Origin of the sequence: Bacillus sp. DX4.1 (genome assembly GCF_030348195.1) — a bacterium.
GTDB lineage: Bacteria > Bacillota > Bacilli > Bacillales > Bacillaceae_G > Bacillus_A.
On record NZ_JAUCFT010000008.1, the window covers coordinates 3,754,062 to 3,774,431 of the forward strand.

Consider the following 20,370-nt stretch of genomic DNA (forward strand, 5'->3'; position numbering starts at 1 on the left):
GATAATCACGAGTGCTTTTTTCAACTATGCACGAGAAACGTATTTACCTTCACCAGTGTTGATGATAAGCATTTCACCTTCGTTAATGAAGATTGGCACTTGTACAACAAGACCAGTTTCTAATGTAGCTGGTTTTGTTACGTTAGAAGCTGTATCACCTTTAATACCAGGCTCTGTCTCTACAACTTTTAACTCAACAGAGTTAGGAAGTTCAACGCCAAGCACTTCGCTTTGGTATGTCATGATTAATACTTCCATGTTTTCTTTTAAGAATTTTAATTCGCGTTCGATTTGAGCTTCCCCAAGTTCGATTTGCTCATAAGTTCCGTTATCCATGAATACGTGAGAGTCTCCACTCGCGTATAAGTATTGCATACGACGGTTTTCGATATGTGCTTTTTCTACTTTTTCACCAGCACGGAATGTTTTTTCTTGAACAGAACCTGTACGAAGGTTACGTAATTTAGAGCGAACGAACGCTGCACCTTTACCTGGTTTTACGTGTTGGAATTCCATAACCTGCCAAAGGCCGTTGTCAACCGCAATTGTTAAACCTGTACGAAAATCATTTACTGAAATCATGCGAAAAATCCTCCTGTGTATTACAAAATAATAAGTTCTTTTGGAGATTTCGTTATTACTTCATTACCTTCGCTTGTTACAATGATATCATCTTCAATACGTACACCGCCGACACCTGGAATATAAATGCCCGGTTCTACTGTCACAGCCATTCCTGACTCAAGTACCGTTTCAGAGCGGAATGCTAAGCCCGGTGCCTCATGAATCTCAAGACCTACGCCATGACCAGTAGAATGTCCGAAATATTCACCGTATCCTTTTTCCGTTATGTAGTCACGTGTTAATGCATCAGCTTCACGACCAGTTAAACCAGCTTTAATGCCATTTACTCCGCGCAGCTGCGCTTCTAAAACGACATTGTAAATTTCTTTTAATTTATCAGATGGTTCGCCGACTGCAATCGTACGAGTAATGTCAGAGCAATATCCTTTATAATAAGCACCGAAGTCTAATGTAACAAAATCTCCCTTTTCTATCAATTTTTCAGATGCCACACCGTGCGGCAACGCTGAACGAAGTCCCGAAGCAACGATAATATCAAACGAAGAAGATGTTGCTCCTTGTTTTCTCATGAAAAATTCAAGTTCATTTGACACTTCAATTTCAGATACTCCTGGGCGAATGAATGATAGAATATGTTCAAAGGCAGCATCTGCAATCTGTGCAGCTTCCTTTAATATCTTAATCTCTGAATCCGTCTTAATCAAGCGTAACTTTTCTACAAGACCAGAAGTTGGAATAAATTCCGCTTCAACTTCGTCTTTATGTGCTGTATAAGAGCTATATGTAAGAGTATCTTGCTCAAAACCAAGCTTTTGAATTCCTAACTCCTTCACGCGTTTTGCAACTTCCTCAAGGATTGGGCCTGTATGTTGTACAATTTCATAGCCAACCACTTGTTTTTGTGCTTGTTCTACATAACGAAAATCTGTAATAAATAGCGCGCGTTCACTTGAAATTAATACAACGCCGGCTGTTCCTGTAAAATTCGTCATGTATCTGCGGCTATACTCGTTCGTTAATAAAATACCGTCAATACTAGCTTCCCCAAATGCACTTCTTAATTTTGTAATTTTCTCCATTGGTTATGCCTCCCTGAGTTTTTCCATTAATGCAAATAACGCTAACTTATAGCCATAGAAACCAAATCCAACAATTTGCCCCACGGCAACCGGTGCTGTCACCGATTCGTGACGAAACGATTCGCGCTGATGAATGTTAGAAATGTGCACTTCAATGACCGGAATCGAAACGCTCGCAATCGCATCTCGAATCGCGTAACTATAATGCGTAAATGCTCCTGGGTTTAGAATGATTCCTTCATATATATCATCGGCCTCGTGAATGATGTCTATAAGAGCACCTTCATGATTCGATTGAAAACATTCTAACTCCACTCCCAATTTTTCTGCTTCTTGCTTCATCTCTGTTTCTAGCGATGCTAACGTTCCTTTTCCATATACATTCACTTCTCGAACACCGAGACGATTTAAGTTAGGACCGTTAACGAGGAGCAACTTTTTCATATACCTTAACCCCTTAATATAAAGAATGTCTATACAACATTCTAACATACCTATTACTTATTTGAATAGTTTGTCTTCTCAGTCCCTTCCCCTTGATTCATATTGTTCGCCTCAAATGCAACGGAGTAAGAGATAAATACGCCATATAAAATAAAGATACATATTGTGGTCACAATTGTTCCTTTCGGTAATTGAAGTGCACTTTTAATGACAGGGGCGATGGAACCAATCCCTAAAAATAAAATGGCCCACCAAAAGAAACCGTATAGTATCCCTGGCAGTACGCCTTCAAATTTTTTAAAAGTAGCTTTATAGAGAAATGCCACAATAATGGAGAGAATCCCCATAAAAACAATAGCAAGTACATTTCCCCAAACTCCCTCTTTCCAAGTTCCAAAAGCAAAAGGTAAGAGTAAATAGTTCGGCCCAGCTTCGGTAAATGAAAAAATATGAAGGAAATACCACACGCCTCCCCAAAATAATCCACCAAATAATCCAATTTGCACAATCTTCTTTGTTATTGACTGTTCTTGCGTCACATCGACACCTCCGCTTACTAGTATGTCCGAAACTATTTTGAAGCATGTTTAAATACTGCGAAATTTGTCTATAAAAAGAATAAGAAATGTCTGCCTTCCGTAACAATTTTCCTTGTCAGCAGCTTGTATTTGTCGATAAAATAAAGGAAACTCGGTGATTGTCAAATCTCACAATGACAGAACCAAGTGTGACAATTGCCTCTTTTCTACATAAGAGAGAAACAAATACAGGTTGGTGTTAACATGGCAGAGGAGACAAAACAAATATACGGCGGGCAAGCGGTCATAGAAGGAGTTATGTTTGGCGGTAGAGAATATACTGTTACGGCGATTCGCCGTAAAGATAAATCAATTGAATTTTATCGATTACCACGCGCTCGTAATAAAATATCATCTATGTTAAGAAAGGTTCCCTTTCTACGCGGCATCGCTGCCATTATTGATGCAAGTGCCAATGGAGCAAAGCATTTAAACTTTGCTTCTGAACGATTTGATGTCCATCCTGAAGAAGATGAACAGCTTGCACAGAAAAAAGAAGAACAGTCAAAATTAACGATGATACTAGGAGTAGCGGCAGTCGGAGTCCTATCATTCCTCTTCGGCAAAATCATTTTTACGGCTGCACCCGCCCTTTTGGCAGAATTAACAAGACCCATTTTTCCATCGCACACTGGGCAAATTATTGTCGAAAGTATCATTAAGCTTCTCTTATTGCTTAGTTATATTTACATTGTGTCACTAACTCCGCTTATTAAGCGTGTATTTCAATATCACGGTGCGGAACATAAAGTCATCAATGCTTACGAAAATAATCTTCCGCTAACAGTAGAAAATGTGCAAAAACAAACCCGCCTGCATTATCGATGCGGTAGCAGCTTTATTGTATTTACAGTCATTATTGGAATGTTTGTCTACTTTCTCGTTCCAACTGATCCACTTTGGGTCCGTGTTGTAAACCGTATTTTACTCATTCCAGTTGTTCTTGGGATTTCGTTTGAAGTATTGCAGTTTACGAACCGTTTACGAGATATTCCAGTCCTGCGCGTATTAGGATACCCAGGATTATGGCTACAATTATTAACAACGAAAGAACCAGCAGATGATCAAGTTGAAGTTGCAATTGCATCATTTGAAGAATTATTGCGTTTAGAAAACAAACAACAATAATTTTTTCTAAATGTTATTCAACTCCTTGCCTTGCCGCTAATAAACTAATTTTAATATATGTTTTTTAGGAGGTGTTCCTTATGAACAGTCGTTCGTTTATGTTCGCTTTATTTTTAGTTATTATTGGGTTAGCAATATTTGGTCTTGTCATGTCGGCAATTACAGATCCATATGGAGTGGTAAGAAACATTGTCACAATGCTAGTTGTTGTTGGTGTCTTTTACTTATTATATAAAATGTTTACAAACTCCAGCGGTTCAGCCAATTCACAAAATTCCTATAAGCGTGCTGCGAAACAGTCCAAGCAAAAATATGGAAAGCAAAATGTAGCACCTCTAAGCAATTCTTTATTAAAACGAAACGCTCCTGATGACAAAGGTAAAAAAGGAAATCAACCCTTGCTAAAGCGGAAGCGAAAACAATCTCATTTAACAGTAATTGAAGGTAAGAAAAATAAAAAGAAAGACCGCGCTTCCTTTTAGGAAATGCGGTCTTTTTTTAGCTTATAACGCCATAATATGTTGAAGTACTTCTTTTAAACTTTTTTCTTTCATACTTTCTAAACGAAGATGATGATTTTCAAACACCAATGCTTTCGTCACATCATTTGGAACAATGACACATTTTAAGCCTGCTGCAATCGCCGCCTTTGCTCCATTTACAGAATCCTCAAACACGACAGCTTCCGAAGACTCTATGCCTAATTCTAGGATAGCCGCTTTATATAACGCCGGATCCGGTTTTACCTTCTCAACATCTTCTTTTGTCTTAATCACTTCAAAATACTCTCGGATGCCTAAGTCTTGCAAAAACCCGACAACCCATTCTCTCGAAGAACTAGAAGCTAAACCAATTTTCAAATTTAAACTTTTCGCTTCTTCCAAATATTCTTTCACACCATCGCGTGCTACTGGCATTTTCATTTTTTCTCGATGCATAATAGAAACTTTTTCTTCTAGCACTTCTTTATGAAAATTCTCTTTCAATTGTTGTTCGATATATGTATAAAGCACCTCATCTGTTGTTCCAATACATTTTGCAAACTCTTCAAGTGGCAGATCCCCACCATATTCGCGGACAACCTCTTGAAAAGCTTGGAACCAAATGGTTTCTGTATCTACGATTAATCCATCAAAATCAAAGATAATTGCCTTCATTATTATTCCGCCTTTTACGAGTATATTTCACACTACTATACATTCAACGCCAAAAAGCAATTTCCTTTTACAAACAAAAAAGGAAACATCTCTTGTTCCCTTCACTTTCCCTGTTCTTCATTTGCCTTTTGAACACCACGAAGCTTTTCGATTCGAAGCTCATCTTGCTCGAAATATTGTACTAGATCACCAATGCGATCGATCGCTTCCCAACTTAAATGATGCTCAATTCCTTCTACATCATTATAAATTTTACTCTCATCCACGCCAATAATACGCATAAATTGTTCTAGTAATTCATGACGATATACAAGACGCTTCCCAATCTTTTTCCCTTTTGCTGTTAATGCAAGTCCTCTATATTTTTCATAGATGAGATACTCATCTTTATCTAATTTTTGTACCATTTTCGTTACAGAGGATGGATGTACACTAAGCGCTTCAGCAATATCAGAGACGCGGGCATATCCCTTTTCATCAATTAACAAATAAATTTGTTCAATATAATCTTCCATACTAGGGGTAGGCATCGGTTTCCTCCATCCAATTCATTTTATATTTTCCGCACTAAGCAATCAATAAAATGATACACCAGAAAAGATATCATGACAAGAGTGGAAACAAGTCCCAAAACATGAAATATAAAAAGAAGCTGCGTAGTACATGCAGAATGATTAACAACGCTATTCAAACTTTTCCACAGGCTTTTTTTCTTCTGTCTAATTTTACAAATTAAAAAAATTCATAAAGAAACAAGAAAAATATAAAATAATTAAAGTAAATTGTTGACTTGATGCTTTTATTCTCGGTATCATATTTCTTCGTGAGCAATTATTTTTCGTTATACGATTTTTATTATTATTATTGAATTTTTGAGAGGGGAAATTAGATGTCACTTAAGAAGAAAACGCAAGTACGCACCGGCAAAATGGTACGTGAACTGATGTTAGCAGATGAAGATGTAAATGCTTCGCTAATTATGGTATATAGTGAAAACGGTGTAAACGCAGAAATTAAAATCGAGGGCTTAACGCCAAAATGTAACGAAGAATTATTTTTGAGCGGAAACGTAGATTGGAATAAAAGCGTTATTTATAAAATTGTTGATTTCACCGGCAACGCTGAAGTTGGTAAAGTTACTCTAACAGCAATGAATAAAAATAATGTTTCACTACAAATTGAACGCGTAATGTGGAGTAAAGAAAATAAAGAAGCTGCCGAACAAGAACAGAATGTAGCACCTGAAGCAGTAGAAACTGCTCCTAAAAAAGAAGCAATTGTGGAGGCTCCTAAAGTGGTCACACCGGTTTCTAAACCTGTTACACGTGTAGAAAAACCTGTTGTAACATCTAGCCCGGTTACTCCGGTTCCTACACCAAAGCCAGTCCGTGCAGAACCCGTTGTAAAAACGCCTACTCCAGCGCCTATCAAAAAAGAATCACCTGCGCCAGTCGTAAAAAAAGAAACAATTGCACCAACTAAAGCACAACCAACAGCTTCAACTGAAGCAAATCCAAAATTACAAGAAAACTATGTAAAACTTGTAAAAAAGACGATAGAAGTATGCCAAGATTATGAACTTGGTATCGATATAGATGATTCCATCGAAAGCTTAAAAGAAGAATTACAAAACCAAGGTATTAGCGTTACTTTCGATAAAGAAATTATGGACGTTGTGAGTCGCCTACGTTCTTTACAGGAAAAAGGAATCAAAGTAGAAAAAGTAATGAATTTACTATAAAATAAAACTTCTCCCAGTGGGGTTTTTCTTCCCCCGTACTGAGGGTTAATTTTCACCAATCAAACTTCCCGTTAAAGCGGAATAAAAAAAGAGATGGCTATATGCCATCTCCTTATTTTTTATAATTCCATTCATCACTTTCATACTTTTCTTTTGCTAATGTTTGTACTTCTTGCAGTTGCTCTTCTGTTAGCTCATATGGCACAAGCTCTACATCTAGCCCTTTTTCAAATCCAACTTGGAAAGCTTCAATCAACTGCTCAATCGTAAATGTACGATCTGTTAATTCATTGATTGCAACAGCCTTCGAAGAAAACATACTCTTCATACGCTCTTTTACCCGTTCATTTGGGAATAAAAATAAATCATATAGCTCGTCCAAATCAATTTCGAGCGGGATTGAACCGTGCTGCAAAATAACACCTTTTTGACGTGTTTGCGCACTTCCAGCAATTTTCCGTCCTTCTACAACAATCTCATACCAAGATGGCGCATCAAAACACACACCTGAACGTGGATTTTTCAACTTTTCACGATCAGCTTCTGTTTTTGGAACAGCATAGTATGCCTCAAGTCCTAACGCTTTAAAGCCTTCCAGTAAACCTTGTGAAATAACACGGTACGCTTCCGTAACCGTTTTTGGCATGTCTGGATGATCTTCTGATACGATAACACTGTACGTTAATTCTTTATCATGCAACACACCTCTACCGCCTGTTTGACGACGTACAAATCCATATTCTTTTTTATTTACTTCATCCATATTTATATCTTTTTCAACACGTTGGAAATAGCCAACTGTTAATGTTGGCACTTCCCATTCATAAAAACGAATTGTCGGTGGCATTTTCTTTTCACTTTGCCAATTTAACAAACATTCATCTAACGCCATATTAAATGCCGGTGAACATTGACCAGAGTTAATATAACACCATTTTTCTTTTCCCATCGTACACCTCATATAACCAATTATTTTTCACAATTTATAGTCTATCAAATTCGACAAACTTTGTGAAAGAATACGAAATTTCTTCTTATCACCGCATGAACTTGTTGCATAAATACATATGGGCATTATAATATTGAAAGTAGGATAAGAAAAAAGGGAGCGATAGAATCGTGTCAACAAATATTATTATTATACTAGCCGTAATCTTAGCATTCATCGGCTACTCTGCATGGATGTTTTTCTATCAGAAAAAATTAATTAAAACACTTTCAGAAGAAGAATTCCGCTCTGGCTACCGTAAAGCACAGCTTATCGATATTCGTGAAGCAGATGAATTCAACGCTGGTCATATTTTAGGAGCTCGTAACATTCCATTATCACAAATACGCCTTCGTTACAAAGAACTTCGTCAAGATCAACCTGTTTATTTATATTGTCAAAGCGGTTTCCGTACAGGTCGTGCAGCACAATTTCTAAAAAAACAAGGTTACAAAGATTTCTACCAGCTGCAAGGTGGCTTTAAATCTTGGACAGGCAAAATTAAAAAGAAAAATTAATAAAAAAGGAACTAGCTTGATTCGTCAGCTAGTTCTTTTCTTCCATGTTATTTGCAATATACACTAAATTTTGTTTTACTATTTCTCCATCTTGTGGCTCTATGTTACGGTACAAAAGTTGATATTCTAATCCTTTATCCTTCCATATAAGCGTTGCGAACTCTTCTCCATTCTCTATTTCATCCCGGTTTTTAAAATAGGCTGCTGAACCATTTTCTAATTTCATTTGCTCATGAAATCGATTTTGTTCCACAATATAAGGAAAACTATACGAAAAGTTTGCAACTGTTAATTCTACATAATCTTTTCTACCTTTTTCCTGTTGCTTATATTTAATTGTTAAAACAGCGTTCTTCTTCCCTATCGTTCTCACTGTTGCATTCACATCATGTGTGATTTCATATGGTAAAAAATTAGGGACTTTAAATGGGGTTGGAAAATATTTATTCGCATCTTTTAACAAAACAGGATCAGATACACGATCTGCAGCTGCATCCTTATTTTCCACAAACTTTTTCTCTTCTGTCATCGTCTGTTGAAAAGAACATGAGCTAAGCATAATACTAGAAAACACGAAACAAATGAGTCTTTTTTTCAATTTGTTTCCGCCCTTTCTTATCGCTCCTCTAACGAACAAAGCGTTTGTATGTTATGTTCATATTCGCTTTCTCTGTCCGTTCTCCCTTTGAAAATTTCCCTCGTTTATCTCGTACATTTTGACATAAAGAATAACTATATAAATACAAATTAAAAAGCCGACATAAAACCCTTCTTTTTAGGTGGAAGAGAGCATCCGGCCATGCATAGAAGCGGTCAGATCCTTTTCCTGCCCCAGACATAGTGAAAGCAAAGAGAGAAAACGAGTGCAGGTCACCTTTTGTTATCCATAGCCGCGGCTTATATGTCGAAAAATCAAAATGGATTTATGTAGACAAAAAATACTTCCCACTATTCTCACGCCCCATAAACAAGGTTACGCAAATAACGGAAAGCTTTGTTTACAACATAAATTATGAAAAGCTTTTCAGGTCAAGAAATTTTTCCCCACCCTTTTTGCGGATTTCCTTTTATAATACAATAAGAGGTGAATTATATGGCAAACATGAAGCACATTGCAAAAACAGCAGGGGTTTCTATAACGACTGTTTCACGCGTCTTAAATGATCATCCTTATGTTAGCGATGAAAAACGAAAGCGTGTATTAGATGCTGTTGAAGAATTACATTATGCGAAAAATATCAATGCGATTCATCTAATTAAAGGTAAGACATTTACAATTGGTGTCATGCTTCCATTCGTAAACTTACCCTACTTCAGCACAATCATTGAAGGTATTGGTAATGAAGCATTAGCTGCTGGCTACCACATTAACCTTTGTCAAACGAATTACGATAGCATTGAAGAAATTCGTGTTCTTGAAATGATGAAGATGAAACAATTTGATGGCATGATTATTTGTTCGCGTACAAGTTCTTGGGATGCTATTGAACCGTACGCAAAATTTGCTCCTATTATTTCATGTGAAAAGATGCAACATCCTCTCATCTCATCCGTTTATGTTGATCACTATGAAGGATTCCACATTGGTACAGAATACTTACTCCAAAAAGGCCATGAGCGTATTGGCATTTGCTTAGCACGTGAAAACAGCGTCAATACAAAGCAGCGAGAACAAGCCTTTTTTGATACACTTCATGAGGCAGGAAAAAGAGCACAACCGAACTGGATGTTTTACCAATGCTACAATATACATGACGGAGCACAAGTGATTCAACGCATTTTAAAAATGAAAGAGCGTCCAACGGCAATTTTTGCAGCAAATGATCAAGTTGCTGCAGGTTTATTGACAGAAGCAAAAAAACAAGGACTACGTGTACCAGAGGATTTAGCTATTCTCGGTTTTGATAATCATGAAATTTCGGAAGCATTAGAAATTTCGACTATCGAACATCCTGGTTTAACAATGGGAGCTCGTGCTTTTTCCTTGTTTCACAAACAAATACAAAGAGAACAAATTACAGGAGATTCAGAAGAACTTCCTTTCCAGTTAATTGAACGACATACCGTATGAGGAGTATCTTATTCATGGATACTCCTTGTACAAAGAATGATTCGTGTTGACTTTATTTTTTCTATCTTTTATACTGAAACTAACGAACGGTAGGTAGGGGATGAAAATGACAGCAAACCGCATTAAGGCTGTAGCACTTTCGCATTTCGCACGCTACGGCTATGAAGGTACTTCGTTGGCAAACATTGCACAGGATGTTGGGATTAAAAAACCATCGATTTACGCACACTTTAAAGGGAAAGAAGCGTTGTATTTTATCTGCTTAGAAGTAGCCCTGCAAAAGGATTTACAATGCTTCAAGCAAGATATACAACAATTTTCAGAAGCGTCCACGGAGGCGTTACTCGTGAACCTTTTAAAAGGTTATGCACGCCGCTTTAATGAAAGTGAAGAAGCAATGTTTTGGCTGCGCACTTCTTACTTTCCACCTGATGCGTTTCGCGAGCAAATCGTGATAAAAGCAAATGCTCATATTGCAAATGTCGGGAAACTTTTACTTCCTGTATTCAAACGAGCAAACGAGCGAAACGAACTGTATAACACGAATGTAGAAGAGGCGCTAGAAGCGTATTTGTGCTTACTTGACGGTCTTATGGTAGAACTATTATACGCAGGTTTAAATCGCTTTGAGACCCGTTTAAACGCTTCTTGGAAGGTATTTTGGCGGGGCCTTGCAAAATGACGGATTGCTACTAGGCAGTGCGTCATTTTTCAGCCCTTTACCTAACGACTGGTAGGAAGGAGAATGAATGATGGAATGGATTTATGTTATTTTAGCTGGAATCATTGAAATTTTTTGGGTCATTGGACTTAAGCATGCGACAACACCACTAGAATGGTTTGGTGTTGCCCTCGCAATCGCCATTAGCTTTGTCCTTTTATTTAAAGCTTATAAAAAACTCCCTGTTGGAACCGTATATGCGGTTTTCACAGGGCTCGGAGCTGGTGGCATCGTTCTAACAGAAATTTTTGTTTTTGGAGAACCATTTTCAATTGTAAAAGTCTTATTTATCGCTTTAATTTTCGTTGGTGTTATTGGTTTAAAACGCGTAACGGGTGAACAAGAAGAGAAGGAGGTCGCATAAAAATGGCATGGGTATTTTTAATTATTGCTGGTATTTGTGAGGTTATTGGTGTTCTCTTTATGAAGGTAGCTAATGAAAAAAAGGGATGGACACCAAAGCTTATTTTAATTGCAAACTTCGGCGTGAGCTTCTTCTTCTTATCACTCGCAATGGATACATTGCCAATGGGAACAGCTTACGCGATTTGGACAGGAATTGGAACTGCCGGAAGCGCACTGCTTGGTATCCTTATTTTCCGCGAATCCGCTGATTGGCGTCGTCTTGCTTTCTTAAGCTGCATTTTATGCGGTGCGGTTGGCTTAAAGCTACTAGCCTAACAGAATGAATATCATGTGGAAAGAAAAAAGAAAACAGATTGTAACAGGAATTATGATTGCACTAGTCCTTCTATTACAAATTAGCTTTCATATAATTGAGTGGCTTTTTCACAAAGTAATTTCTGTTCTTTCGCTTCTTCCAAACATAACGCTGGCATTCGCGTCCGTTGCTGGGTCAATCTTCGCTTCCATTGCAATTATTATCATTTGGAGTATCGCCAAGCTATGGAACAAAGCTTTCTCAAAAGACAGTTCTTCTGAAAAGAAGTAGCTGTCTTTTTTCATATCATCTTCTTTTTTAGACATACTACATAAAAAGGAGCTGATTATATGCAAAATTCCATACATAAACATATGCTATTGTTATTTTTCTTACTTATCATCTTCGTTGTGTTTTTCAGCTTGGCCTTACATACATCTAAAGATATTCCAAGTACAGTTTCTGTGTATAAGGTGCTCACGCAAAATACATTACAATGAAAAAGCGCCTCGTAATGAGACACCTTTTATAACGTACGATTTTCTTTTTTTCTAATTACACTGCCTGTCTTTACGAAAACAGTTCCGAATAGGAAGATTGATGCATTTGATAACGTTGCTCTTTACTAACACAGGAGTCGCCCCTATATTGGTTGTGATGGTCGCAATGTTATCGACCCCTAAATCAATACTCATATATCGATTAGTGTCTACTTGTTCAGATGCTTGCTTGGATTGTTCTGTAACAAAATTTCCACTTTAAACTTCCCATAAGCAGGAGAAACACGTACTTCTTTTAGATTGCCGATATGTTGAAACATTTTACACAAACCATACATGTCGGACTAGATAGAAATTCATCTCCCTTGAAACTTTTGGCTATGCTCTAAACGTTTTGAAGATGGAGTTTTCTTGTTTATTTTTTGATAAATAGGATCAGGTAAAGAGTTTGAAATCATAATATTTATGTTTCCCTCCACTGTATATACACAGCATCCTATTTTTGACAAGAAAAAAAGACCAACAATTTCCTGTTGGTCTTCTGTATATGTATCACTTCTCAAAGCGATTTAACATTTCATCTCTCATCCCAAAACTTACAACAGCAATTCCTACATACATGAAAATAAGAAATGCTGGATGCACTGTATTGTACCAGCTGCTATCAACGATTAAATATATCGTTAATGCCACAACGAGTACAAAAGCTAAAACGAACATATAAAAATGTCTTGTACTACCCATAATAAACTCCTCTCTTTTCACTTCACCATTCAACTGTATATTCTATCGAATAATTCGATATGACTCAAGACTAACTTTCTTTTATGTAATCCAGTTCCACCGTTATAATGTCATCACAAGCTATCGGAATAATGGTTCCTTTTTGATCAATCGCCGTTACTTGCCTATTATCCATCACACGATGTGCCACACGTTCTAACATTTTTCCATGATCCCGATAATAAAATTCTTTTATATCTTTAATGGTTTTTCCATTTTCTAAATGATACACCATCCTGTAACGTTTATAGCTCATTCTCCCACCCCGCCTTGTTTGTTTTTTCACATATACGTAAAAATGAGTTATTTCCCCTCATTACACCCTCTTAATTTCAATAAAATTCTAACAAAAATACACAATTTTATCAAACTGACTTTTTCAACAAAAATGTTGCGAAAGTCCCTTTCTTCTTCAAAATTACATAAAATATAAGAATTTTTAACATTATTTTCATAATTTCTGCTACATTTCTCCACAAAAAAAGAACCCGCACACGGCGAGTTCCTTTCGTTATCCTTTTACCCCGCTATTTGAGGGCAGTAACCTCCACCTCAAAATTCTGTAGGAAGAAAAGAAATTAGGTGAGGGCTAATGATCAGTAGAGATGAAGCCCCCTACTGATCAAAGTTTCACTTTATATTTGCTCAAACTTGTACAGGAGCTGGCTTTTGGTAGCGTAAAATTGGTTTACGAGCAGCCATTGTTTCATCAAGACGCTTAATCACTGTTGTATGGGGTGCTTCTTGTACAATTTCTGGATTTTCTTCTACTTCTTTCGCAATTTGAATCATCTTATCGATAAAGCCATCTAACGTTTCTTTTGATTCTGTTTCTGTCGGCTCAATCATAATACATTCTTCCACATTTAATGGGAAGTAAATTGTTGGTGGATGGTAGCCGAAATCAAGCAGACGTTTCGCAATATCAAGCGTACGTACGCCGAGTTTCTTTTGACGGCGGCCTGATAAGACAAACTCATGCTTACAATGTCTATCAAATGGAAGATCATAGAATGGCGCTAATCTTCTCATCATATAGTTTGCGTTTAATACTGCATATTCTGTTACCGCACGAAGGCCGTCTGGGCCCATAGAGCGAATATACGTATATGCACGAACATTAATGCCAAAGTTACCATAGAACGGTTTTACACGTCCAATTGCTTGTGGACGATCGTAGTTAAAGTGGTAACCACTTTCTGTTTTCTCTAAAATTGGTTTTGGTAAAAATGGAATTAAATCAGCTTTTACACCTACTGGACCCGAACCTGGGCCACCGCCACCATGTGGACCCGTAAATGTTTTATGAAGATTTAAATGCACAACGTCAAATCCCATATCTCCTGGGCGTGCTTGACTTAGTACTGCATTTAAGTTTGCACCATCATAATACAATTTACCGCCTGCATTATGGACAATTTCTGCCATCTCTAAAATGTTTTCTTCGAATAAACCAAGTGTGTTTGGATTTGTTAACATAAGTGCTGCTGTTTCTTCATTCACAACACGTTTTAAATCTTCTAAGTCAACAAGGCCATGTTCATTTGATTTTACTGTAATCGTTTCAAAACCAGCTACTGTTGCAGATGCTGGGTTCGTTCCATGTGCAGAGTCAGGAACGATAACTTTTGTACGGTTATGATCACCGTTTGCTTCATGATATGCACGAATTAACATTAAGCCTGTCCATTCACCATGTGCACCAGCTGCTGGTTGAAGTGTTACCGTGTCCATTCCTGTAATTTCGATTAAATGTTCTTGCAAGTCATACATTAATTCCAGGGCACCTTGCACAGTCTTTTCATCTTGAAGTGGATGAATATGCGCAAAACCAGGGAATCGAGCTACATTTTCATTGATTTTTGGATTGTATTTCATCGTACAAGATCCTAATGGATAAAATCCAGAGTCAACGCCGTGGTTACGGTTTGAAAGTGCTGTGTAATGACGCATAATATCCAGTTCAGATACTTCTGGAAGCTCTGCATCTTCTGTACGAATATAATCGCTGCCAAACACATCTTCTAATTTTACTTCTTCTACATCTAATTTGGGTAAGCTATATCCTACTCGGCCTTCTCTACTCATTTCAAAAATAAGTGATTGATCTTGGTTCTTCATTGGATAGCCCCCATTTCGTTTACAAGTGTGTCAATTTCTTCTTTTGTGCGAAGTTCTGTTACAGCTAGAAGCATATGATTTGCTAGTTCTGCATAATCACGACCAAGGTCGTAACCACCGATAATATTCTTTTGTACTAATGCATCATTTATTTCTCGTACTGGACGTTTACACTCTACAACAAATTCATTGAAGAATGGGCCAGCAAATGTCACTGTGAAACCTTTTGCTTCAAATTGACGTTTTGCGTATTGTGCTTTAGAAATGTTTTGACGTGCCATTTCCTTCACACCTTGTCTACCAAGAGCCGTCATTGCAACAGAAGCTGCTAATGCATTTAATGCTTGGTTTGAACAAATATTAGATGTCGCTTTATCACGACGAATATGTTGCTCACGAGCTTGTAGTGTTAATACGAAGCCACGTTTTCCATCTGAATCCACAGTTTGTCCTACAAGACGCCCTGGAATTTTACGCATAAATGCTTTTGTTGTTGCGAAATAACCGCAGTGTGGTCCACCAAATTGTGTTGGGATACCAAATGGTTGTGCATCACCGATAACAATATCAGCGCCAAATTTTCCTGGTGATGTTAATGCACCTAGTGATAATGGGTTAGAAGAAACGATAAATAATGATTTCTGCTGATGAACAATTTTCTCAATATCAGCTAATTTCTCCACTTGTCCAAAGAAGTTCGGATATTGAACGATTACGCAAGCTACCGTATCATCTACTTCGCTTTGTAATACATTTAAGTCTGTTACACCATCTTTATAGTCAATTTCAACAACTTCAAGATGCTGACCTTTTGCATATGTTTCAAGAACTGCTCTTGATTCTGGATGAACTGCTTTAGAAACAAGAATTTTCTTTTTACGTGTATGTCCTGCCGCTAGCATCGCCGCTTCTGCTAACGCTGTACCTCCGTCATACATAGAGGAGTTTGCTACATCCATTCCCGTTAATTCACAAATCATAGTTTGGAATTCAAAGATTGCTTGTAATTCCCCTTGTGAAATTTCCGGTTGGTATGGTGTATAAGCTGTATAAAATTCTGAACGGGAAAGAACATGATCAACAATTACTGGTGCATAATGATCGTATACACCTGCTCCTAAGAAGGAAGCATAGTCTTTTAAATTCGCATTTTTGCGAGCAAGCTCAGACAGTTCCTTTAAAAGCTCTGGTTCTGATTTTGCTTGTTTAATTTTTAATTCCCCTTTAAAACGAACACTTTCTGGAATATCAGAAAATAGTTCATCAATCGATTGAACACCAACCGTTTGTAACATTTCTCTTTTGTCTTCTTCTGTCATTGGAAGATAACGATGCAACATGAAATCTACCCCTCTCCATGGTTACTTGGAACGTTTATAAAATGGTGTTGGAACGACTACTGCTTTCACGCGTTTGTTACGAATTTCAATTTCTACTTCTGTATCAACTGCTGCGTATTTTACATCAATTAGTGCTAAACCAATATTTTTCTTTAACGTTGGAGATTGTGTACCACTTGTTACTTCCCCGATTTTTTTATCGCCTACATATACCGGATAATGAGTGCGGGGGATACCGCGTTCAATTACTTCGATACCGACTGATTTACGAGGTGCACCATTTTCTTTTTGTTCTTTTAATGTTGCTTTTCCAAAGAAGTCCGCTTCTTTGTTCGGTTTTACTGCAAAACCAATTCCAGCTTCGATTGGTGTAATATCTTTTGATAGTTCTTGACCATACAGCGGAAGTGTTGCTTCAAAGCGAAGTGTATCACGTGCCCCTAAACCACATGGTTTTAAGCCGTCTTCTGCTCCTACTTCAAGAAGTTTCTCCCAAAGTTTCGCAGCTTCTTCACTCTTACAATAAATTTCAAAACCATCTTCACCTGTATAACCAGTACGAGATACAAGCGCTTCAATGCCGTCTACAAGAACAGGATTCTTGAATTTAAAGAACTTAATTTCTTTCAAATTTTCTGACACAACTTTTTGTAAAATACTTTCAGCTTTTGGTCCTTGAATTGCAAGCTGTGCAATTTCACTAGAAACATTGACTACTTTCGTATCACCAATTACATGGGATGCTAACCACTCATAATCTTTTTCAATGTTTGATGCATTGATTACTAATAAGTAGTCTTCTTCACCGCGTTTGTAGATTAATAAATCATCTACTGTACCACCATTTTCATAACACATTGCTGTATATTGTGCTCCTCCTACCTTTAAGGTAGAAACGTCATTTGTAACAACACGTTGTAAAAATGCTAAACTATCTGCACCAGTTACTTCTACTTCTCCCATATGAGATACATCGAAAAGGCCTGCTGCACTACGAACAGCCTCGTGTTCTTCTTTAATGCTTGAAAACTGAACTGGTAGCTCCCAACCACCGAAGTCAATTGTTTTCCCGCCATACTTCGCATATACATCAAATAGCGGTGTACGTTGTAATGTAATCATGTTCTTTCCCCCTTATGCTGTCTATGACAAATCAATAAAAGTTGTTTTCCCATATCTAAACATTTTTAATTCTGAAAAGATAGGATATACGGAATCTCACGCTATTTTTTAATGAAAGCGTAAATAAAAACATACTTTCTTGGATAAAATACGAAAGATTCCACACATTTCACATCATTATCCTAACATTTTTCGATCTATTTCATCAATATTCTAGCATAAAAAATAATTTGGAATTTTTTCATCTCTAATAATCAGGAAAACTTGTACCCTAAAAGAATTAGTTTGGGGTGAAATTTAGCGATTCGTTTTGGATGGCATATCAATAACAGTTTCAATATACAGAAGGTGGGAGAGTATTCGTGAATGTCGAGATATCAGTAGATCGTACGTGGCAAGAAAATTTTTTAAAGCGCATCGATGAGGACGGTCCTTGGACAAATTGGGAGTTATTTCATTTAGCTTACGAAACAGAAAAATCATTACTTGTGCCCACATTTGATGGATTACAAGCGCCCAAACATTTATCACACTTTACACCGCTTCCACATCAGATAGAAGTCGCTGGGACCGTCATTGAAAAAATGAATGGAAAAGCGATACTAGCGGATGAAGTTGGACTTGGAAAAACAATTGAAGCAGGTCTTATTTTAAAAGAATATATGGTGCGTGGTCTTGTAAAAAAAGTGCTTATTCTCGTTCCCGCTTCTCTCGTTTCACAGTGGGCATATGAACTCAATACAAAGTTTTTTATTCCCGCTGTCGCTCAGAAAAAAAGCTATTCATGGGAACAAGCCGATGTCATTGTTTCATCAATTGATACAGCTAAGCGATCTCCGCACCGCGACATCGTTTTAAACTTAGAATATGACCTAATTATTATTGATGAAGCACATAAACTAAAAAATAATAAAACAAAAAACTATGAATTTGCACAGCGATTAAAAAAGAAGTTTTGTTTATTACTAACAGCAACACCTGTCCAAAATCGAATCGATGAAATCTTTAATCTTGTCTCCTTATTAAAACCAGGTCATTTAGGAAATCAAGCCAATTTCGAAGAATACTATGCTTCAAAAAATCGTTCGGCACAATCTGATGAAGACTTAAAAGCACTCATCAACAAAGTCATGGTCCGGAATCGCCGGCATGATACCGGAATTGACTGGCCAAAAAGGCATGTTCGTACAATCTTTGTTGATTTTAACGAGGAAGAACAAGCATTATACAAGGCGATTGAAAATTGGAAAGGACAAGATGCTTTCAGCTCTGCTTTCTCATTATTAACACTAAAACGAGAAGTATGTAGTAGCCGGGAAGCTGTTTATTTTTCACTCAAAAAGCATGTTGAAAAAAGACAAAAAGAAAATAAAGACTATATACCAGATCCATATATCGATGTATTGATGGATAAAATTAATCACATTCCTTTTAATTCGAAAGCAAATCAAGCGCTAGAATTGATTAAAGAAATTGATGATAAAGTCGTCATCTTTACGGAATACAGAGCTTCTCAAATGTATTTACAATGGTTTTTAAAGCAGCACGGCATTTCATCTGTTCCATTTCGCGGTGGATTTAAACGAGGAAAAAAAGATTGGATGAAAGAACTATTTCAAAATCATGCACAAGTATTAATCGCAACAGAAGCTGGCGGTGAAGGAATTAACTTGCAATTTTGCAATCATATGATTAACTACGATTTACCATGGAATCCGATGCGGCTTGAACAGCGAATTGGCCGTATTCACCGCCTTGGGCAAAAACACGATGTGCACATTTACAACTTAGCGACAAAACATACGGTAGAAGAACATATTTTGAAACTGTTGTATGAAAAAATCAACTTATTTGAGCAAGTGATTGGCGAACTAGATGAAATTTTAACAAGAATTAATATGAAAAATATCGATGCTCATATTCAAGAAATTTTCGCACAGTCAAAGAGCGAAGGAGAGATTCGAATCAAAATGGAAAACTTAACATCTATCATCGACTTTGCAAAACGAAATGAAGCTGAGGTGCAAGGCTATGCAGCAACATGAAATTCATGATTATTTATGGAATTTTTTCGAAGCAAACGACTGTGAAATTTTACAGCGTTCACCACAACTATTAGATGTGCAGTTAACAATCAAAATGGACAAATTGCTCATGAACCGCCCTTTTTACTGGCATTATCTTGAGAAAACGGGTGGTACGCCAAATCCGATGCGCCTTACGCTCATTACAGATCCAAAGTGTGAAGAAAAAGAGGGTGAGCTTATTCACTATGGCTCGCCTCGCTTGCATCAAATCTTTCAAACAACGAAAGAACTCGGTTCTTACATACGTTTATTTGAAGAAGTAAGTCCAAATGGGAATACCCATACCCCTCTTCACCCATGGCTCGGTGTAAATATAAAAGTATGCTATCAATGTGATCGAAAAAAAGATATGCTTCATTCAATTGGCATACATCTTATCTCTGGAACAATGATTACAAACTTTCACGAAACATTAGCAAAGATCCGTCTCACCCCTAAAATACCAGATTTCTGCTTTACGCTTACTCCCATTATTAAACCGCAAAGCGGATTAAGTCGGGTAGAAGACGCACTGAAAGGACTTATTGAAACAGATGATCATACATGGGCTGAGGAAGCAAACGTACGCTGGAATCACGACTTACAACTTCTCAACCGCTTTTACGAAGAAAGTGAAGAACTTCCAGAAAGCTATGAGATCGAAAAACAAGCACTACAGGAACAATATGAGCCGCGCATTACGATGCAAATTATGAATGGTGGACTTTTTTATGTAACAGCCAATCATTTTCTTTCATAGAAAAACT

At 37.2% G+C, this 20,370-nt stretch carries 24 protein-coding genes; 11 read left to right on the top strand and 13 right to left on the bottom strand.

Annotation, left to right across the window (positions count from 1 at the left end):
• Positions 1-24: 24 nt before the first annotated feature.
• Genes efp through QUF99_RS22115 form a run of 4 tightly spaced genes read right to left on the bottom strand, consistent with a single transcriptional unit; the run spans position 25 to position 2,647 of the window.
• Positions 25-582 (bottom strand): elongation factor P, encoded by a 558-nt coding sequence (gene efp, locus QUF99_RS22100; RefSeq protein ID WP_289372921.1) that lies wholly within the window; start codon positions 580-582, stop codon positions 25-27.
• Between the two features lie 20 nt (positions 583-602).
• Complete coding sequence (pepQ, locus tag QUF99_RS22105; protein WP_289372923.1) at positions 603-1,664, bottom strand: Xaa-Pro dipeptidase; 1,062 nt, start codon at positions 1,662-1,664, stop codon at positions 603-605.
• A gap of 3 nt (positions 1,665-1,667) precedes the next feature.
• On the bottom strand, positions 1,668-2,108 hold the full coding sequence (gene aroQ / locus QUF99_RS22110) for a type II 3-dehydroquinate dehydratase (protein ID WP_289372925.1): 441 nt from the start codon (positions 2,106-2,108) through the stop codon (positions 1,668-1,670).
• 53 nt (positions 2,109-2,161) lie between these two features.
• A complete protein-coding gene (locus QUF99_RS22115) occupies positions 2,162-2,647 on the bottom strand; it encodes a YqhR family membrane protein (protein ID WP_289372927.1) in 486 nt (161 codons plus the stop codon).
• A 243-nt stretch (positions 2,648-2,890) separates the two neighbouring features.
• Between QUF99_RS22115 and QUF99_RS22120 the strand changes: the two genes are divergently transcribed.
• Together QUF99_RS22120 and QUF99_RS22125 are read left to right on the top strand one after the other, a co-directional pair.
• Positions 2,891-3,814, top strand: coding sequence for a DUF1385 domain-containing protein (locus tag QUF99_RS22120; RefSeq protein ID WP_289372929.1), 924 nt, complete (start codon positions 2,891-2,893; stop codon positions 3,812-3,814).
• A gap of 80 nt (positions 3,815-3,894) precedes the next feature.
• Positions 3,895-4,296 carry an SA1362 family protein gene (locus QUF99_RS22125; protein WP_289372931.1) on the top strand — a complete coding sequence of 134 codons (402 nt, stop codon included), beginning with the start codon at positions 3,895-3,897 and terminating at the stop codon, positions 4,294-4,296.
• A gap of 21 nt (positions 4,297-4,317) precedes the next feature.
• Here QUF99_RS22125 and QUF99_RS22130 read toward each other — a convergent pair whose 3' ends face one another.
• Both QUF99_RS22130 and mntR read right to left on the bottom strand, forming a co-directional pair.
• Positions 4,318-4,971: an HAD family hydrolase gene (locus tag QUF99_RS22130; RefSeq protein WP_286121891.1), complete on the bottom strand. Its 654-nt coding sequence runs from the start codon at positions 4,969-4,971 to the stop codon at positions 4,318-4,320.
• A 101-nt stretch (positions 4,972-5,072) separates the two neighbouring features.
• On the bottom strand, positions 5,073-5,501 hold the full coding sequence (gene mntR / locus QUF99_RS22135) for a transcriptional regulator MntR (protein ID WP_289372932.1): 429 nt from the start codon (positions 5,499-5,501) through the stop codon (positions 5,073-5,075).
• Between the two features lie 359 nt (positions 5,502-5,860).
• On the opposite strand from mntR, the gene QUF99_RS22140 reads away from it, so the two are divergent.
• Positions 5,861-6,712, top strand: coding sequence for a hypothetical protein (locus tag QUF99_RS22140; protein WP_289372934.1), 852 nt, complete (start codon positions 5,861-5,863; stop codon positions 6,710-6,712).
• A gap of 112 nt (positions 6,713-6,824) precedes the next feature.
• Here the strand turns inward: QUF99_RS22140 and QUF99_RS22145 are convergent, their stop codons facing one another.
• Positions 6,825-7,661, bottom strand: a complete 837-nt coding sequence (locus QUF99_RS22145; protein ID WP_286121897.1) for a lipoate--protein ligase family protein — start codon at positions 7,659-7,661, stop codon at positions 6,825-6,827.
• Between the two features lie 170 nt (positions 7,662-7,831).
• Here QUF99_RS22145 and QUF99_RS22150 point away from each other — a divergent pair, with 170 nt between their 5' ends.
• Positions 7,832-8,218, top strand: a complete 387-nt coding sequence (locus tag QUF99_RS22150; protein WP_289372936.1) for a rhodanese-like domain-containing protein — start codon at positions 7,832-7,834, stop codon at positions 8,216-8,218.
• Positions 8,219-8,246: 28 nt separating this feature from the next.
• Here QUF99_RS22150 and QUF99_RS22155 read toward each other — a convergent pair whose 3' ends face one another.
• A complete protein-coding gene (locus QUF99_RS22155; protein WP_289374741.1) occupies positions 8,247-8,792 on the bottom strand; it encodes a DNA polymerase III subunit delta in 546 nt (181 codons plus the stop codon).
• Between the two features lie 519 nt (positions 8,793-9,311).
• Here QUF99_RS22155 and QUF99_RS22160 point away from each other — a divergent pair.
• The 5 genes from QUF99_RS22160 to QUF99_RS22180 all read left to right on the top strand — a co-directional run bounded on the left by QUF99_RS22160 (position 9,312) and on the right by QUF99_RS22180 (position 11,962).
• A complete protein-coding gene (locus QUF99_RS22160) occupies positions 9,312-10,289 on the top strand; it encodes a LacI family DNA-binding transcriptional regulator (protein ID WP_289372938.1) in 978 nt (325 codons plus the stop codon).
• Between the two features lie 100 nt (positions 10,290-10,389).
• On the top strand, positions 10,390-10,971 hold the full coding sequence (locus QUF99_RS22165; protein WP_289372939.1) for a TetR/AcrR family transcriptional regulator: 582 nt from the start codon (positions 10,390-10,392) through the stop codon (positions 10,969-10,971).
• A 70-nt stretch (positions 10,972-11,041) separates the two neighbouring features.
• Positions 11,042-11,374, top strand: a complete 333-nt coding sequence (locus tag QUF99_RS22170) for a DMT family transporter (protein WP_289372942.1) — start codon at positions 11,042-11,044, stop codon at positions 11,372-11,374.
• Positions 11,375-11,376: 2 nt separating this feature from the next.
• Positions 11,377-11,691: a DMT family transporter gene (locus QUF99_RS22175; protein WP_289372944.1), complete on the top strand. Its 315-nt coding sequence runs from the start codon at positions 11,377-11,379 to the stop codon at positions 11,689-11,691.
• A 13-nt stretch (positions 11,692-11,704) separates the two neighbouring features.
• Positions 11,705-11,962, top strand: a complete 258-nt coding sequence (locus QUF99_RS22180) for a DUF3975 family protein (protein ID WP_289372946.1) — start codon at positions 11,705-11,707, stop codon at positions 11,960-11,962.
• Between the two features lie 761 nt (positions 11,963-12,723).
• Here the strand turns inward: QUF99_RS22180 and QUF99_RS22185 are convergent.
• The 5 genes from QUF99_RS22185 to gcvT all read right to left on the bottom strand — a co-directional run bounded on the left by QUF99_RS22185 (position 12,724) and on the right by gcvT (position 17,537).
• On the bottom strand, positions 12,724-12,915 hold the full coding sequence (locus QUF99_RS22185; RefSeq protein ID WP_289372947.1) for a hypothetical protein: 192 nt from the start codon (positions 12,913-12,915) through the stop codon (positions 12,724-12,726).
• Between the two features lie 70 nt (positions 12,916-12,985).
• Positions 12,986-13,210: a DUF3929 family protein gene (locus QUF99_RS22190; RefSeq protein ID WP_289372948.1), complete on the bottom strand. Its 225-nt coding sequence runs from the start codon at positions 13,208-13,210 to the stop codon at positions 12,986-12,988.
• A gap of 389 nt (positions 13,211-13,599) precedes the next feature.
• Positions 13,600-15,075 (bottom strand): aminomethyl-transferring glycine dehydrogenase subunit 2, encoded by a 1,476-nt coding sequence (gene gcvPB, locus QUF99_RS22195; RefSeq protein ID WP_286121911.1) that lies wholly within the window; start codon positions 15,073-15,075, stop codon positions 13,600-13,602.
• Positions 15,072-16,415, bottom strand: coding sequence for an aminomethyl-transferring glycine dehydrogenase subunit 1 (gcvPA, locus tag QUF99_RS22200; protein ID WP_289372950.1), 1,344 nt, complete (start codon positions 16,413-16,415; stop codon positions 15,072-15,074). The genes gcvPB and gcvPA overlap by 4 nt, the downstream gene beginning before the upstream one ends.
• A gap of 21 nt (positions 16,416-16,436) precedes the next feature.
• A complete protein-coding gene (gene gcvT / locus QUF99_RS22205; protein WP_289372952.1) occupies positions 16,437-17,537 on the bottom strand; it encodes a glycine cleavage system aminomethyltransferase GcvT in 1,101 nt (366 codons plus the stop codon).
• Positions 17,538-17,899: 362 nt separating this feature from the next.
• Here gcvT and QUF99_RS22210 point away from each other — a divergent pair, with 362 nt between their 5' ends.
• Both QUF99_RS22210 and QUF99_RS22215 read left to right on the top strand, forming a co-directional pair.
• Complete coding sequence (locus QUF99_RS22210; protein ID WP_289372953.1) at positions 17,900-19,582, top strand: DEAD/DEAH box helicase; 1,683 nt, start codon at positions 17,900-17,902, stop codon at positions 19,580-19,582.
• On the top strand, positions 19,569-20,363 hold the full coding sequence (locus QUF99_RS22215) for a YqhG family protein (RefSeq protein WP_289372955.1): 795 nt from the start codon (positions 19,569-19,571) through the stop codon (positions 20,361-20,363). The genes QUF99_RS22210 and QUF99_RS22215 overlap by 14 nt, the downstream gene beginning before the upstream one ends.
• Positions 20,364-20,370 lie beyond the last annotated feature (7 nt).